The organism is Microbacterium sp. NPDC089696 (genome assembly GCF_044749125.1).
Classification (GTDB): Bacteria; Actinomycetota; Actinomycetes; order Actinomycetales; family Microbacteriaceae; genus Microbacterium.
Genome location: NZ_JBIVHF010000001.1, coordinates 294,528 through 309,916, shown reverse-complemented (window position 1 = coordinate 309,916; position 15,389 = coordinate 294,528). Strand labels below are relative to the sequence as shown.

Sequence of the window (15,389 nt, the reverse complement as noted above, 5' to 3'; positions counted from 1 at the left end):
GAATGCTCGTGGAACACACTCAGCTTCCGGGCCAGAGGTCAAGGCCGGTGACTCCCGGGATTCCGCCACGTAGCTTCGAGACCATGCCCGACACGACCGCCTCCGCGAGGGGTGCCCGATGAGTCTCGAGGTGCTCTCCGAGACCGAGGCGCTGCTCGACGGACGCTATGTGCTGAGCGACCGTCTCGGACGCGGCGGCATGGCCACGGTCTACCGTGCGGAGGACACCCGCCTCGAGCGCACCGTCGCGATCAAGATGCTGCACGACGGCGAGGGCTCCACCGCCTTCGCGAACCGTGCCCACAACGAGAAGGCGCTGCTCGCCGCAGTGAACCACCCGTCGATCGTCACGCTCTTCGATGCGCAGCTGCTCCCCGAACGCCCGCGGTACCTCGTGATGGAGTACGTCAACGGGCCCACCCTCGCGCGGCGCCTGCGCACCGGGCCGATGCGGCCGCGCCAGGTCGCCCGCCTCGCCCGCGACCTCGGCGCCGGCTTGGCAGACGTGCACGCGCTGGGCATCGTGCACCGCGACGTGAAGCCGTCGAACGTGCTGCTCGGCCGCGATCCCGGTGGCGGGCCGCGCACCGCCAAGCTCGCCGACTTCGGGATCGCCTGCCAGATCGGCAGTCCGCGCATGACCTCACCGGGCATCGTGCTCGGCACCTTCACGTACATGGCTCCCGAGACGCTCCGAGATGCCGAGCCCGACACCCCCCTCGACGTGTTCGCCCTGGGCCTCGTGCTGCTCGAGGCGCTCACGGGAGAGCCGACCTACCCGGCGACCGCGACCGGACGTGGGGCCGCCGCCGCACGCATCATGACCCCTCCGAGCATTCCCGCCGACCTGAGCGAGGCCTGGCGCGATCTGCTCGAAGCCATGACCCGCCTCGACCCGGCCGAGCGCCCCACGGCCGCGGAGGTCTCTCGAGCTGCCGGCCGCCTCCTGAGAGCGGAGGCCGCGCCGCGTCCGATGGCCGACTCCCCTCACGACGAGGCCTCCCCGGACACGGCGACCGCCGACGAGGTCGACGCCGTCGAGACGGCTCCGTCATCGTCGGAGCGTCGCTCCATCGGGCGCGGACGTCGTCGTGTCGTCGCGGCGATCGCCACCGCCTCGGCGCTCGTGGCGACCGGCGGACTCGTGCTCGGCTTCTCGGTGGCATCGCCGCCCCTGCCCTGACCGCCATAGCCTGCCGAAGGCGGCCGCCTCTCAGGAGGTCCGGCGCTTCCAGCAGACGACCGACGCTCCCGCGAGGAGCAACGTCAGTGCGATCCCGGCGAGACCCCAGGGCAGCGCCCCGCCGGTCGTCGCGAGGCCGTTCACTGCGGGCGTCCCCGGACGGGCCGGATCGACCGCACCCGACTCGCCGCCCCCCGCGGCGTCGCCGCCCGCCCCCGGAGCCTCGGAGTCGACGACCTCGGGGCCGCGGACGCTCACACCGGCGTCCCAGCTCGGGTCAATGCCCTGGGTCGCGCGCACCTGCGCCCACGGATAGTCCGTCGTCAGCCGGTCGTTGTCCGCGCCCAGCACGATGGTCTGCGTGTAACCGGTGGGCGGATCGGCATCCGAATTCCTGCCGAGGTCGTCTCCGCGATCGACGAACGTGAACCGATAGGTCTCGTGAAGCACGCCGGTCAGGGTGAACTTCACCTGGTACGCGCCCGCGGCGAGCTCGTCGAAGAGGTAGCGTCCGTTGCCGTCGGTCGTCGTCGAGGCGACCACCGTGCCGTCGACGAGGAGGTCGACCCGGACGCCGGGCAGCACCTGCTCGTCCTCGCCCTGGATGCCGTCCTCGTCGGCGTCGATCCAGACGACGTCGCCGATCGCGTACGTCCGGGTCTCGTCGATCGACGGCCCGGGAGTGTTGAAGAGCACCACCTCGCGGGAGGATCCATCGGCCGCGACGACGATCGGCGTCAGGTCCGCGGATCGCACGTAACCGCGCGGCGCTGTGTCCTCCCGCAGCCAGAAGTCACCCGTCGTGGCGACGACCGGCGTCTCCCCGTCGCCCGTCACGATACGACCGTCGACCACGCGCAGCCCGCTCAGGACCACCGTCGTGCGGTCGGCCGCGAGAACGGAGAACCGCGCGGATGCGTCGGTGATCAGCTTCGACGAGTCCGTGATGTCGCGCTTCAGCAGCGCGAGCGGATAGTCGTTCGTGGGCGTGATCGTCGCTCCGGTGGAGCCGATCATGTTCGTGATGCCCACGTTGTCCGTGTGGTCCACGACGCGCACCGCGAAGTACAGCGTGACAGTGCTTCCCGCCGTCAGCCGGCCGCGCTCGATCGTCACCGTGTTCGCGGTGTCGTCGTAGGCGGCGACGATGCTGGACCCGGGGATCGCGTAGCGGTCGCCCGCGACGGTCCTCCCTCCGGCGACGTCGCCTGCCGGGACGAACCCGACGAACTCGACCCCGGCGGGCAGCACGTCGACGACGTCCTCCACCATGGACGTGAAGCTGCCGTGCGGCAGGAGCTCCACGCGGTAGACGAACTGATCCTGCGCGAGCGCGCCCCGACCGTCGGTCTCCACTCGGAGATTGGTCGTGAACGAGGCGTCGGCCGCGTCGTACACGCGCTTGCGCACCTCCATCTCGTTGCCGTAGCTCGTCGCCGTGGCCCTGGACGTCGACGTGAACACGATCTGCTGATCGGAGCCGGTGTAGCGGGCGGCGTTGACCACATCGAGCGTCTGCTTGCCCTGCAGGACCTTCGTGGGGATCCCGACGGTGATGGTCCACGCTCCGGTCGACGGGGCGGCGCCGGCGACCCCGCGTGCGGGCGCGGTCGGGAACCCGGCGTTCGGCGCGATCACGAGGTTCCGCTCCGCGTCGAGCGACACGTCGAACGCCCCGGCGTCGAGGGACTGGCGACGGTCGTACGTGCCCGTGAGGGACGCCGCGATCGCCGGCAGGGTCTCCTCGGTCACGTCGAACACCGAGTGGTCGACGACATCGGTGATCCGCGACTTCGTCGCGTCGCCCACGTTCGCCCCGACGGTGAACGTGTAGGGGATCGTGGTGGACGTGCCGCCGGTCACGGTCGTCGTGCTGTTCGGGGTCGACTTCGAGAACTTCGCGGGGTCGTCGACGCCGCCGCTGAGGTCCTTCGGCACGATCAGCGTCGTCGTCGCCCCCTTGGGCTCGTAGCGTCCGTCGGCGTAGACGAAGTAGGCGCTGTTGTCGGCGCGGTACGTCGTCCGGTACGGGGTGTCCTCGCTCGAGCGCTTCGGCAGCGAGTCGATCGTCGCGGTCGCCGTCAGCGTGTATGAGTGGGCGACGTCCCGCCCGATGTTGACGTAGATCGTGCGGTCGAAGATCGCGTAGGTGCCGACGAGCTCGTCCGCGGCGATCGCCGATTCGGCCCACCCGGACAGCTTCGGCGCGGGCGTCAGCGGGATGCGTCGTCCGGTCTCGTCGGTGAGGACGAGGAAGCGGTCGTCCGTCGGATCCCACGAGATCTGGTCGGACAGGGTGTCGCGGATCACGACGTTGCGCGTGAGCGCGAACGGCCCGCCCGCATGCGGCGCGAACACGGTCAGGTCGGCACCGAGGGTGTACGTCACGGGAATGCGCTCATTCAGGGTCGAGCTCGCAGGCGTCCCCGTCGGCACCTCGGCGGACGTGCGGTCCACGGTCTTCGTGAAGGCGGTCACGACGGCCGGACGCTGCTGTCCGCGCACGGAGCCGGAGATCGAGGTGCTGGTCGAGCGGCTCTCGCCGTTCACCTCGACGCGGTTGGTCAGCGCGGTACTGTACGAGCCTCCGTCGATCGTGTCGACCTTGTCGTAGGAGGCCTGAAGCCGGTCGCGCACTGCGGCGAGCGCGGCCGCATCCGTGATCCGCGCCCGATACGTGAAGGTGTAGATCGAGTGGGCCTCGGCGGCGAACGAGTACGTCAGCGTTTCGCCGGCCGGCGCGGGGAGCCCCGGGACGGGCGAGGTCACCGGGTTCAGATCGGCGGCGTCGCGCACGGTCTTGGTAGCCGCGAGGGAGCCCGGGACGAAGGAGAGACCGTCGCCGAGCGTGTCCGTCATCGTGACCTTCCGCGCCTCCGTGCTCGAGACCGTGACGGTGAACGGGATCTCGGTGGTCAGCGCCTTCGGCCCGAAGGTCACGACGCCGTCGACGACCGTGTGCGGGATCGTGACCGATCCGGCGCTCTTGCTCAGTGAGGTGGCGGTCGCGCGCGGAGCGTCGCCCGCCGTCGTCACGATGACGCGCTGCGTCGTGCTCGCTCCGTCGATGGCCCAGACGAGCTCGCGGACCTCGGACCTCTCGACATGGTCGATCGTGAAACGGAGGTCGAGCACGCCCTGGTTCACGTCGGAGGGGAACGGATCGGCGAAGGTCACGACGAGCTGCCGCGACGCGTCCACGGCGAGGGACTTCACCGCGGTGTTCCCGACGGGGACCGCGAGCGCGGCGTCGGGGATGGTGATCCCCTGTGGGAGCCCGATGGCGACGACGGCTCCGTTCGGCATCGTCCCGTACCCGAGCTGGAACGCGTACGTGCCGCCTTCGGTAAGGACGGGCAGGCCGTCGTGGGTGCTCCCCGACTCCGTCGGCAGCACGGTGACCGTTCCGCTCGCGGCCGACGCGGGGGTGCTCAGACCCCCGACGGCCAGCATCGCGACCAGGATCCCGGCCAGCCACAGCATGAAAAAGTGCGCGCGCGAGCGCGTCACGATGTACTCGGACATCGAGTCGTCCCCTCCCCAGGGCGTCGAGGGGCTCGAACAGCTCCCCAGAAAGGTGCGCCCCCTCGGCGCACACACGGCGACGCCTCGTCTCCCACGGAGACGCCGCCTCCTCACTATATCTAAATGGATAGGAAAGGCTAGACCTTCGTCGTAGACGCCACGACGAAGGTCCAGATCGATCGCCTGTCGGCTCAGTCGGCGCGCACGTCCATGACCCAGGTCACGCCGAAGCGATCCGTGAGCATGCCGAAGCCCGCGGACCACGCCGATGCCGCGAGCGGCTCCACGATCGCGGCGCCGTCGGCCAGCGCGTCCCAGTACCGCGTGAGCTCGTCGAGCGATCCCGCCTGGAGCGACTGGAAGAAGGTGCGGTCGGTCACGGTCGCACCGTTCTCCCGCCGTGTCGTGCCGGCGGTCGCGGCCGCATCCTTCTCCACCCCGGGGATGTCGTACGCCATGAGCCGGAAGCCGTCGGCGTTCGCGATCTGCCCGAAGACGATGCGGTCGGCGCCCGGGACGTCGGCGGGCATGCCGAAGTCCGCGTAGGTCGCGACCGTGACCTGCGCGTCGAACACGGAGGCGTAGAACTCGAGAGCCTGGCGGGCGGTGCCGCGGAAGTTCAGGTGGGTGGTGGTGGTGATGGACATGAGGTCTCCTCGGTGTTCGATGTGCCGGCGGGTGCCGGTACGACCACGATCACAGCAGTAGAGGTCAGTTTCGGTCCTCTACTCGGCGGACAATGAAGTCATGACAGGCAGCTCCTCTCGCATGCTCGCTCTGCTGTCGCTGCTGCAGATGCGCCGCGACTGGCCGGGAGCCGTGCTCGCCGACCGGCTCGAGGTCACGCCCCGCACGGTACGGCGCGACGTCGACCGGCTGCGCGAGCTCGGCTACCGCATCACCGCGATCAAGGGCCCGGACGGCGGCTATCGACTGGACGCCGGATCGGAGCTGCCCCCGCTCCTCTTCGACGACGCGCAGGCCGTGGCCATCGCGGTCGCGTTGCAGAACGTTCCCGCGACGGGCATCGACATCGACGAGGGGGCGGCCCGCGCGCTCGCGACCGTGAGGCAGGTCATGCCCTCCCGGCTGCGACATCGCATCGACGGCATCCGCTTCACCGGGGAGGCGAACGAGACGCGGGTGGATCCCGCCGTGCTCGAGGCGGTGAGTTCCGCGGTGCACGGCCGCGTCGTGCTGCGCTTCGACTACGGCGACGCCGATCGACCGGCACGGCGCACCGAGCCGCATGCGGTCGTCACCCGCGAGGGACGCTGGTACCTGCTGGCCTGGGATCTCGAGAGCGCCGACTGGCGCACGTTCCGCCTCGACCGCCTGACCCCGCGCATCCCCACCGGTCCTGCGTTCACACCGCGGCCGCTGCCCGCCGCCGACGCGCAGACCTACCTCTCCGCCCGCGCGAAGGGGTCGGATGCCGAGGATCGATGGCCCTGCATCGGCGAGGTCGTGCTCGCGTTGCCCGCCCGCGAGGTCGCGCCGTGGGTCGGCGGCGACGGCACCGTCGAACCCGTCGACGACGGCTCCTGCCGGGTGACGATCGGGTCGTGGTCCTGGGTCGGCGTGCTCGCCGCGCTCACCCGGTTCGACGCGGAGTTCACGATCGTCGGCCCTGAGCCCCTGGCAGATGCCGCCCGCGCCCTCGCCGGGCGCTTCGCCGCAGCATCCGACTCTCCGTCCTGAGCAGCGCGGATGGGATTCTTGTCCACAGCCGTCGCGCGACGAGTTGCCCAGATCCTGCGCGCCGTCGATTCCATCTAGTAGTTCTAGTACATTCACGTCAGAATGGAGAGATGGCGACTGTGACGAAGACCGAACTCAACCAGCAGACCGCCCGCGTGCTGGCGCGGGTATCCGCGGGAGAGCACCTCACGGTCACCGACCGCGGCGTGCCGATCGCCGAGCTGACGCCCCCGGCAGAGACGGCGTGGACGCGGATGATCGCCAGCGGCCGCGTGACACTGCCCACCCGGACCGGGCCGCTCTCCTACCCTCCGGTATCCGACACGATGTCGACCGCCGAGATCCTCGACGACATCCGGGCGGACCGCGCGTGATCTATCTCGACACCTCCGCTGCGGCGAAAGCGCTCATCGAGGAGGAGGGGAGCGCAGACGTGCGGCGGGCCTTCACGGACGGGACGGAGTTCATCGCCTCACGCCTGCTGGCCGTCGAGCTCCACGCTGTCGCCGATCGGCGGAAGCTCAGCCACGAGGCCGTCGACGACCTGCTCGATCGCGTCGCCCTCGTCTCGCTCGATGACGAGACCATGGATCGCGCCGTTCGCGCGCACTCGGGTCTTCGCGCGCTCGGCTCGCTCCATCTGGCCACCGCGATCGAACTGACCGACCTGCTGGCCGGGGTCCTCACATACGACGACGAACTCGCGAATGCGGCCGTCGCTCGCGGCCTCGCCCTGGTCGACGCCTCAGGGGGAGGGGCGCGCTGAGCCCGGGATCGACGCACGACCGAGGCGGCGCGACCGCCCCGGTAGACTGGACGACGCCCCGCCGGCCCCTTCCCTAGGAGTGCGCGTGACCACCGCCCCTGCACCTGCCCACAAGCACGTCCCCGACTCCGTCGAGAACGCGATCGCGACTCCGGAGAAGGAGCAGCCCTACGCGGCGCTGGGCCTCAAGGACGACGAGTACGCCCGCATCAAGGAGATCCTCGGTCGCCGCCCCACCTCGGGCGAGCTGGCCATGTACTCCGTCATGTGGTCGGAGCACTGCTCCTACAAGTCGTCGAAGAACTACCTGCGCCGCTTCGGCCAGAAGGTCTCCGACGAGATGAAGGAGCGCCTCATGGTGGGCATGGGCCAGAACGCGGGCGTCATCGACGTCGGCGAGGGCTGGGCCGTCACCTTCAAGGCCGAGTCGCACAACCATCCCTCGTTCATCGAGCCCTTCCAGGGCGCGGCGACCGGCGTCGGCGGCATCGTCCGCGACATCATCTCGATGGGCGCCCGCCCGGTCGCGGTCATGGACGCCCTTCGCTTCGGCGCGATCGACCACCCCGACACCGCCCGCGTCGTGCACGGCGTCACGAGCGGCATCAGCTTCTACGGCAACTGCCTGGGCCTTCCGAACATCGGCGGCGAGACGGTCTTCGACTCCGTCTACCAGGCCAACCCGCTCGTGAACGCGCTCGCGGTGGGCGTGCTCCGTCACGAGGACCTCAAGCTCGCGAACGCCACGGGTGTGGGCAACAAGGTCGTTCTGTTCGGCGCCCGCACGGGCGGCGACGGCATCGGCGGCGCCAGCATCCTGGCCTCCGACACCTTCGCCGACGGCGGACCGACCAAGCGCCCCGCGGTGCAGGTCGGCGACCCGTTCGCCGAGAAGGTTCTCATCGAGTGCTGCCTCGAGCTCTACCGCGGCGAGCTCGTCGAGGCCATCCAGGACCTCGGCGCGGCCGGCATCTCCTGCGCGACCTCCGAGCTCGCGGCCAACGGCAACAGCGGCATGAAGGTCTCGCTCGACAACGTGCTGCTGCGCGACCCCTCGCTCACGGCCGAGGAGATCCTCATGTCGGAGTCGCAGGAGCGCATGATGGCGATCGTCGCGCCCGAGAAACTCGACGCGTTCCTCGAGGTCGTCGGCAAGTGGGAGGTCGAGACCTCCGTGCTCGGCGAGGTCACCGGCGACGGACGCCTCATCATCGACTGGCAGGGCGAGCGCATCGTCGACGTCGACCCCTCGACGGTCGCGGTCGACGGCCCGGTGTACGACCGGCCCGTGACCTACCCGACGTGGATCGACGCGCTGCAGGCGGATGCCGCCGAGAACCTCCCCCGGTCGTCGGAGCCCGAGGTCCTGCGCGAGCAGTTCCTGAACCTCGTCGCCTCGCCGAACCTCGCCGACACTCGCTGGATCACCAACCAGTACGACTACTACGTGCTCGGCAACACGGCGCTCGCGTTCCCCGACGACGCCGGCATGATCCGCGTCGACGAGGAGTCCGGACTGGGCTTCGCGATCTCGACCGACGCCAACGGCCGCTACTGTCAGCTCGACCCGTACGCGGGCGCGCAGCTCGCGCTCGCCGAGGCGTATCGCAACGTCGCCGTCACCGGCGCCGTGCCGACCGCTATCACCGACTGCCTGAACTTCGGCTCCCCCGAGAACCCCGAGGTCATGTGGCAGTTCGGCCAGACCGTCGACGGCCTCGCGGACGGATGCTACGCGCTCGGCACCCCGGTGACCGGCGGCAACGTCTCGTTCTACAACCAGACCGGCGACGTGCCGATCCACCCGACCCCGCTGGTCGGCGTGCTCGGCATCATCGACGACGTCTCGCGCCGCATCCCCTCGGGGTGGCAGGACGAGGGCCAGAACATCTACCTGCTCGGCACGACCTCGACCGAGCTGTCGGGCTCGGCGTGGGCCGAGACCGTGCACCAGCACCTGGGCGGTCTGCCCCCGAAGGTCGACCTCGCGGGCGAGAAGCGCCTCGCAGGCCTGCTGTCGGCGGCACGCGACGAGTGGCTCGTGTCCTCGGCGCATGACGTGTCGGAGGGCGGCCTCGCGCAGGCTCTCGCCGAGGGCGTCTCGCGTTTCGGCGTCGGCGCCCGCGTCTGGCTCAATGAGATCCTCGAGCGCGACGGCGTGGATGCCGCGACCGCTCTGTTCTCGGAGTCGACGGGTCGCGTCATCGTGACCGTGCCCCGCGAGGACGACGTGAAGTTCCGCGGACTGTGCGAGGGCCGGAACTACCCGGTCGCGCGCATCGGCGTGACCGACAGCGAGCCGCAGCTCGAGGTGCAGGACGTGTTCACGGTGCCGGTCGCCGAGATCCGTGAGCGCTCGCAGGCCACCCTGCCCGCCGCGTTCGGTCCGACCGTCGCGGAGCCGGTGAGCGCGTGAGCGAGCTCAGCCGCCCCGACGACGACTACGGCGACCTCGGCGAGCGCCGCAATCGGCGCATCCGCATGATCGCCTGGGTCGTGATCGTCGCCCTGATCCTCGGCGGCGGCGGTGCGACCGTCCTGACCCTGATCTGGGGCTGACCCACCCGTGAGGTGATGAGGGCCGCAGTCGTCGCCGCGTGCCCTCTCCCGTCGCGACGGCGGGTCAGCCGGTCGCGCGCTCGGAGCGCAGCAGGTCGCGGATCTCGACGAGGAGTTCGGCCTCGGTCGGAGCGACGACCTCGACGGGCGCGGGCGTGCGTGCGGCCCGGCGCTCCTTGTACGTGTTCATCGGGAGGACGAACACGAAGTACACGACGAGCGCGACGGCGAAGAAGCTGATGACTGCCGAGACGAGGTCGCCGAGCGGGAACAGGACCTCGTCTCCGTGGATGTTGGTGACCGCGAGACCGAAGCCCCCGGTCGCGTCGGCCGCGAGGAACAGGTTCACGAGCGGGGTGATGACGCTCGCGACGACGGCGTTGACGATGGCGGTGAACGCCGCGCCGATGACCACGGCGACCGCGAGGTCGATGACGTTGCCCTGAGCGATGAACTCCTTGAAACCCTTGAACATTCTTCCCTCGTTCATTCGACGATGCCCTGCCGGCATGCGGAGCGCGCGGCCGAGCAGACGGCCGAGCGGGTGTGTGTCCCCGATGCTGACGGATCGCGTGCGGAATGCCAATGAGATCGGTTGTTGACTTGTCGAAGTGGGCTGAAGTGAACGCCTCGCTGTTACGTTCGCCGTGCTGACGTCCTGCAACGATTCGGGGGAATCGTCGTCAGTGCTCTCCCGCGGATGACAGGCGCTCGCGGTGGAGAGCCGGGGGAGGGCGGATCTCGGGTGGTCCGCTCTCCCCCGTTTCCCGTTCGCACGTCGTTGTTGGACTCTGTTCACATGCTCGATCCGTCGTCGTGAACAGGACCTCACTACCGTGCTCCTCACCCGACGAAGAGAGGACCGCTCGGATGGAGTTCGCACGCACGTTCCGCACCGCCGTGCAGCGTCGCGGCCTCTCGCTCCACAGCCTGCGGGCGCGCCTCCGCGACCGCGGCTACGACGTGAGCGTCGCGACCCTGTCGATGTGGCAGTCGGGCGCGCGGCATCCCGGCAGATCCGTGTCGTTCGACGTCATCCGCGAGCTCGAAGCCCTGACCGGTCTCGCCGAGGGCGAGCTGGCGGCCACCCTCGGTCCGCCGCGGCGCGTTCGACGAACGGAGGCGAAGTCCTATGCGGCCCTCACCCACCTGCCCCGCACCCCGTTCACCGAGGAGCTCGCGTCCGAGCTGTGCGAGCGCTCCGGATCGATAGGCGCGGTCCTCGACGCCGACGGGCGGATCACGCACACCGTCACCCGATCGCTGTGGCAGGCCCGGAAGGACGGTGCGCGCGACGCCACGGTGTTCTTCGACGCCGATCCCGAGTCGCCCCCGCCGGAGATCAGGGGCACGCTCGGATGCTCGGTGGTCGATGTCGCCTTCGACCCGGGCCTCGGCCTCGTGCGCGGCACGCTGCGTCTGGACGCCGCACTCGCTCAGGGCAGCGTCGCGCTCACGGAGCGACGCGCGGTGCGCCCTGCGGGGTATCCCCAAGAGCACGCCCTGACCCTCGTAGCCCCGTGCCGACAAGCCGAGCTCACGATCTACGCGGTGTTCGACCCGACGCGGGTGCCGACGTCCTGCCGGGTCACGATCGAGGACAAGGACAGAGAGCGCTCACACCGGCTGCCTCTGAACGGCACCTGCGTCACGCACACCGAGTTCGGCTTCGGCCCGGGTACGGTCACGCTCGACTGGGAGTTCTGAGATCGCGGCGGATCGCACGTCGCTCCGAGGGCGCGACCGGGTTCGCTCACGGGCGCAGCAGGAAGCGGACCAGGGCGATGACCGCCGTCGCGTCGTGCTCCTCGCGTCCGAGCGCCTCGACGATGATCGCCCCGAGGATCGCGCGGCCCAGCTGCTCCACGGGGGCGTCGTCCGCGAGCTGTCGGTCGCGGATGCCGCCGCGCAGCCTCTCCGTGAGGTGCTTCTCGACGCCGAGGCTCTCGCCGAGGTGCGCGCCGACCCCGGCATCCTCGGTGGCGGCGGCGACGAGCGACCGCAGCAGCGCACCGCCCTCGGGGGCGTCGAGCAGCCCGAGCACGCCGCGCAGCCAGGTCTCGACGTCGACTGCGAGGTCGCCCGTGTCGGGCACCGCGAAGTCGACGGGGATCAGACGCCCCTCGGCCAGGCACTCCCCGATGAGCGCGCCACGCGAGGGCCACCACCGGTAGATCGTCTGTTTGCCGACCCCGGCCTCCTTCGCGATGCCCTCGATCGTGAGCCGGTCGTAGCCGCGGTTGTGGAAGAGCCGGGCGGTCGCGTCGAGGATCGCCTCGCGGGCAGCAGTGCTGCGCACGGGGCCGCTCCGATGCTCGTTCACCACGTGTTCAGGATACCCACAGAACGCTAGACGATACGCACCGTATGATCTATTCGACTGAAGGAGATCGCGTTGGCCTCACTGCTGTTCCGTCTGGGTTCGTTCGCCGCACGTCGCGCCTGGGCGGTGGTCGTTTCCTGGGTCGTGATCCTCGGCATCGGCGTCGGCGCGTTCCTCGGGCTCGGCGGCACGCTGAGCAACAGCTTCGACATCCCCGGCACCGCCTCCGGCGAGGTGATCGACCAGCTCGCCGACAAGCTCCCCGACACCGCGGGCGGCACCGGCACGGTCGTGTACCGGACGACGGACGGCTCCGCCTTCACCGACGAGCAGAAGCAGGAGATCTCCGACCTCGCGGCGAGCGCAGAGGACCTCGACGGGGTCGCCGCGATCATCGACCCGTTCGCCACGCAGGCGCAGCAGGCCGACCAGGCCGCACAGCTCGCCGACGGCCGGAAGCAGATCGCCGACGGGCGCACGCAGCTGGATGCCGGTCAGGCTCAGCTCGACGCCGGACGCACGCAGCTGCAGGCCGGACTCGACCAGCTCACGGCTGCCCGCGCGCAGGCCGAGTCCGCGGGCGCTCCGTCCGCCCAGATGGCCGCACTCGACGCGCAGCTGGCCGGGCTGAACGCGCAGCTCGCCCAGCTCGACGCGCAGCAGAAGACCATCGACGAGTCGCGCACCGAGCTCGAGACCAACGAGGAGCAGGTCGAGCTCGGATCGACGCTGTTGGACCTCGCGAACGGCATCGGCGTGGTGTCCGACGACGGCTCGACCGCCATCGTGAACGTGTCGTTCGACGACCCGCGCCTCGAGCTGTCGGAGGAGGTCAAGCAGGGCACGATCGACCACTTCGCGGACTCGCCGATCGACGGCGTCGAGGTCGACTTCGGCACCGACATCGCCCAGGGCGTTCCCGAGATCTTCGGCATCGGCGAGGCGGTCGGCCTGGCGTTCGCGGCGGTCGTGCTCATCGTCATGCTGGGGTCGCTGCTCGCGGCATCCTTCCCGATCATCACGGCGATCGTGGGCGTGGGCGTCGGCGTCACGGCATCCCTCGCGTTCTCCGGCGTCGTCGACATGGCGTCGGTCACCCCGGTGCTCGGCGTCATGCTCGGGCTCGCCGTCGGCATCGACTACTCGCTCTTCATCGTGAACCGGCACCGCAAGCAGCTGCTCGCCGGCTCCCCCGTGCACGAGTCCATCGGCCTCGCGACCGGCACCTCCGGCACGGCCGTGGTGTTCGCGGGATCGACCGTGATCGTCGCGCTCCTCGCGCTCAACGTCACGGGCGTGCCGTTCCTCGGGCTCATGGGCACGGTCGGGGCCGTGTGCGTCGCCGTGGCGGTGCTCGTCGCGATCACCCTCACCCCCGCGGTGCTCGGTCTCGCCGGCACCCGTCTTCTGAGCCGTCGCGCGCGGGCGACGGTCGGTCAGCCGCACGCCGCCGGGAAGCCCGTGAAGCCGATGTCCACTCTCCGCGCGATCGTCACGGTGCTGGTCAGCGTGATCGCGCTCCTCGTGGTCGCGATCCCGTCGATGTCGATGCGCCTGGGCCTGCCCGACGGGTCGAGCGAGCCCGCCGACTCCACGAGCTACCGCGCGTTCCAGGCCGTCGACGAGCAGTTCGGCGAAGGCGCCAACGGACCGCTGCTCGTCACCGCGACCCTGGACGACGCCGTGAGCGATGACGACCTGCTCGCGGCACAGGTCGACATCGCGCAGCGCCTCGCCGACCAGGACGACGTCGAGGCCGTCGCGCCGATCGCGGCCTCCGACGACGGCACGCTGCTCGCGTTCCAGGTGCTCCCCGCCGAGGGGCCGAACAGCGCCTCGACCGAGCGCCTCGTGCAGGACATCCGCGCTCTGCCCTCGGCGGACGGGATCACTCTCGGCGTCGCCGGTCAGGCCGCGATCAACATCGACATCTCCGAGGCCCTCGCCGGCGTGCTGCCGCTGTACCTCGTGGTCGTGGTCGGACTGTCGCTGCTCATCATGATCCTGGTGTTCCGGTCGCTGCTCGTGCCGCTCATCGCCACAGGCGGGTTCGTGCTCTCGCTGTTCGCGACGTACGGGCTCATCGTGGCGGTGTTCCAGTTCGGCTGGGGAGCCGAGCTCATCGGTCTGCACAGCACCGGGCCGATCCTCAGCTTCCTGCCGGTGATCCTCGTCGGCATCCTGTTCGGGCTCGCGATGGACTACCAGCTGTTCCTCGCCTCGGGGATGCGCGAGGCGTACGTGCACGGCGCGAGCGCGCGGGATGCCGTCGCTCGAGGATTCCGCGCTGGGCGCTCGGTCGTCATCGCGGCCGCGCTCATCATGGTGTCGGTGTTCGGCGGCTTCATCTTCTCGGAGTCGACCATCATCCGATCGATCGGCTTCGGACTCGCGTTCGGCGTGCTGCTCGACGCCTTCGTCGTGCGGATGCTGCTGATGCCGGCGCTCATGCATCTGCTCGGCCGGTCGGCGTGGTGGCTGCCCCGCTGGCTCGGCCGCATCCTGCCGAACGTCGACATGGAGGGTGCGGCGCTCGAGCGGGCGCACCCGTCCGTGCACGCGGACTGAGGGCGCGGTAGCCTCGGCGTGCAAGGAGGCATCATGACCATCCAGCCCACGCCCATCGGACCCGACGAGAACATCGAGGGATACCTGATCGGCTCGCCCGTGAGCCTGATCCGCGAGTTCACGGCCGTGCCGGGGTCGGGGCCGCGCCTGCACCGGCACCCCTACGTCGAGACGTTCCTCATCCACTCCGGGCGCGCGCTGTTCACGGTCGGCGACGAGCAGGTCGTCGCCTCGGGCGGGCACGTGCTCGTGGCGCCGGCCCTCGTCGCGCACCGCTTCGAGGTGCTCGACGGCGGCACGTACAACGCGACCCACATCCACGCGAACGACCGGTTCGTCACGGACTGGCTGGAGTAGGTCGCGGCCGCGCCGATGTCGGCGGCGCGGCGTAGAGTGCGCGGATGACATCGGATGCCGGGAAGCAGCTCGCGCGGCTGCGCGGTGACGCCCTCGCGCGCGTGGCCTCGACGCAGGCGGCGCTCGATGAGCTCGTGCACGACCGCGAGGGGTCGAACGACGACGACGAGCACGACCCCGAAGGCGTCACGCTGTCGTCGGAGTGGTCACGGCTCAGCGCGCTGGCCGAGGCCGCGGCATCCGAGCTCCGTCAGGTCGACGACGCGATCAGTCGGCGGGACGCCGGAACCTACGGCGTGTGCGCACGGTGCGGCCGACCGATCCCGGAGGCACGTCTCGAGGTGCGTCCGTTCGCCACGCACTGCGTCGCCTGCGCCGAGAAGCTCGGGCGCTGAGCACCCCAGCTC

At 70.3% G+C, this 15,389-nt stretch carries 14 protein-coding genes; 10 read left to right on the top strand and 4 right to left on the bottom strand.

The features are described from left to right. The first annotated feature begins 118 nt into the window (after positions 1–118). The gene (locus tag ACIPY8_RS01480) at positions 119–1,183 is read left to right on the top strand and encodes a serine/threonine-protein kinase (RefSeq protein ID WP_400814175.1); all 1,065 of its coding nucleotides are present in this window, start codon (positions 119–121) and stop codon (positions 1,181–1,183) included. 30 nt (positions 1,184–1,213) lie between these two features. Here ACIPY8_RS01480 and ACIPY8_RS01475 read toward each other — a convergent pair whose 3' ends face one another. Together ACIPY8_RS01475 and ACIPY8_RS01470 are read right to left on the bottom strand one after the other, a co-directional pair. Beyond that, positions 1,214–4,708: an SdrD B-like domain-containing protein gene (locus ACIPY8_RS01475; protein WP_400814173.1), complete on the bottom strand. Its 3,495-nt coding sequence runs from the start codon at positions 4,706–4,708 to the stop codon at positions 1,214–1,216. Between the two features lie 191 nt (positions 4,709–4,899). Further along, on the bottom strand, positions 4,900–5,355 hold the full coding sequence (locus tag ACIPY8_RS01470; RefSeq protein WP_400814170.1) for a VOC family protein: 456 nt from the start codon (positions 5,353–5,355) through the stop codon (positions 4,900–4,902). A 100-nt stretch (positions 5,356–5,455) separates the two neighbouring features. Between ACIPY8_RS01470 and ACIPY8_RS01465 the strand changes: the two genes are divergently transcribed. From ACIPY8_RS01465 to ACIPY8_RS01445, 5 genes are all read left to right on the top strand, one after another. Then, positions 5,456–6,409 (top strand): helix-turn-helix transcriptional regulator, encoded by a 954-nt coding sequence (locus ACIPY8_RS01465; protein ID WP_400814167.1) that lies wholly within the window; start codon positions 5,456–5,458, stop codon positions 6,407–6,409. A 110-nt stretch (positions 6,410–6,519) separates the two neighbouring features. Continuing rightward, positions 6,520–6,783 (top strand): type II toxin-antitoxin system Phd/YefM family antitoxin, encoded by a 264-nt coding sequence (locus ACIPY8_RS01460; RefSeq protein ID WP_400814165.1) that lies wholly within the window; start codon positions 6,520–6,522, stop codon positions 6,781–6,783. After that, positions 6,780–7,175 carry a type II toxin-antitoxin system VapC family toxin gene (locus tag ACIPY8_RS01455; protein WP_400814162.1) on the top strand — a complete coding sequence of 132 codons (396 nt, stop codon included), beginning with the start codon at positions 6,780–6,782 and terminating at the stop codon, positions 7,173–7,175. The genes ACIPY8_RS01460 and ACIPY8_RS01455 overlap by 4 nt, the downstream gene beginning before the upstream one ends. 85 nt (positions 7,176–7,260) lie before the next feature. Continuing rightward, positions 7,261–9,591, top strand: a complete 2,331-nt coding sequence (gene purL, locus ACIPY8_RS01450; RefSeq protein ID WP_400814160.1) for a phosphoribosylformylglycinamidine synthase subunit PurL — start codon at positions 7,261–7,263, stop codon at positions 9,589–9,591. Next, complete coding sequence (locus ACIPY8_RS01445) at positions 9,588–9,734, top strand: hypothetical protein (protein WP_400814157.1); 147 nt, start codon at positions 9,588–9,590, stop codon at positions 9,732–9,734. Before purL ends, ACIPY8_RS01445 begins: the two co-directional genes overlap by 4 nt. Positions 9,735–9,798: 64 nt before the next feature. Here the strand turns inward: ACIPY8_RS01445 and mscL are convergent, their stop codons facing one another. Next, the gene (gene mscL / locus ACIPY8_RS01440) at positions 9,799–10,209 is read right to left on the bottom strand and encodes a large conductance mechanosensitive channel protein MscL (protein WP_400817614.1); all 411 of its coding nucleotides are present in this window, start codon (positions 10,207–10,209) and stop codon (positions 9,799–9,801) included. A 395-nt stretch (positions 10,210–10,604) separates the two neighbouring features. On the opposite strand from mscL, the gene ACIPY8_RS01435 reads away from it, so the two are divergent. Next, positions 10,605–11,441, top strand: coding sequence for a hypothetical protein (locus tag ACIPY8_RS01435; RefSeq protein ID WP_400814155.1), 837 nt, complete (start codon positions 10,605–10,607; stop codon positions 11,439–11,441). Positions 11,442–11,487: 46 nt separating this feature from the next. Here the strand turns inward: ACIPY8_RS01435 and ACIPY8_RS01430 are convergent, their stop codons facing one another. Then, positions 11,488–12,060, bottom strand: coding sequence for a TetR/AcrR family transcriptional regulator (locus tag ACIPY8_RS01430; RefSeq protein ID WP_400814153.1), 573 nt, complete (start codon positions 12,058–12,060; stop codon positions 11,488–11,490). A 69-nt stretch (positions 12,061–12,129) separates the two neighbouring features. Here ACIPY8_RS01430 and ACIPY8_RS01425 point away from each other — a divergent pair, with 69 nt between their 5' ends. From ACIPY8_RS01425 to ACIPY8_RS01415, 3 genes are read left to right on the top strand one after another with little or no spacing between them, the layout of a single operon-like run. Then, on the top strand, positions 12,130–14,625 hold the full coding sequence (locus tag ACIPY8_RS01425) for an MMPL family transporter (RefSeq protein WP_400814150.1): 2,496 nt from the start codon (positions 12,130–12,132) through the stop codon (positions 14,623–14,625). 33 nt (positions 14,626–14,658) lie between these two features. Beyond that, positions 14,659–14,982, top strand: a complete 324-nt coding sequence (locus ACIPY8_RS01420; protein ID WP_400814148.1) for a cupin domain-containing protein — start codon at positions 14,659–14,661, stop codon at positions 14,980–14,982. Between the two features lie 44 nt (positions 14,983–15,026). Continuing rightward, positions 15,027–15,377, top strand: a complete 351-nt coding sequence (locus tag ACIPY8_RS01415; RefSeq protein ID WP_400814146.1) for a TraR/DksA family transcriptional regulator — start codon at positions 15,027–15,029, stop codon at positions 15,375–15,377. The last annotated feature ends 12 nt before the right edge of the window (positions 15,378–15,389 follow it).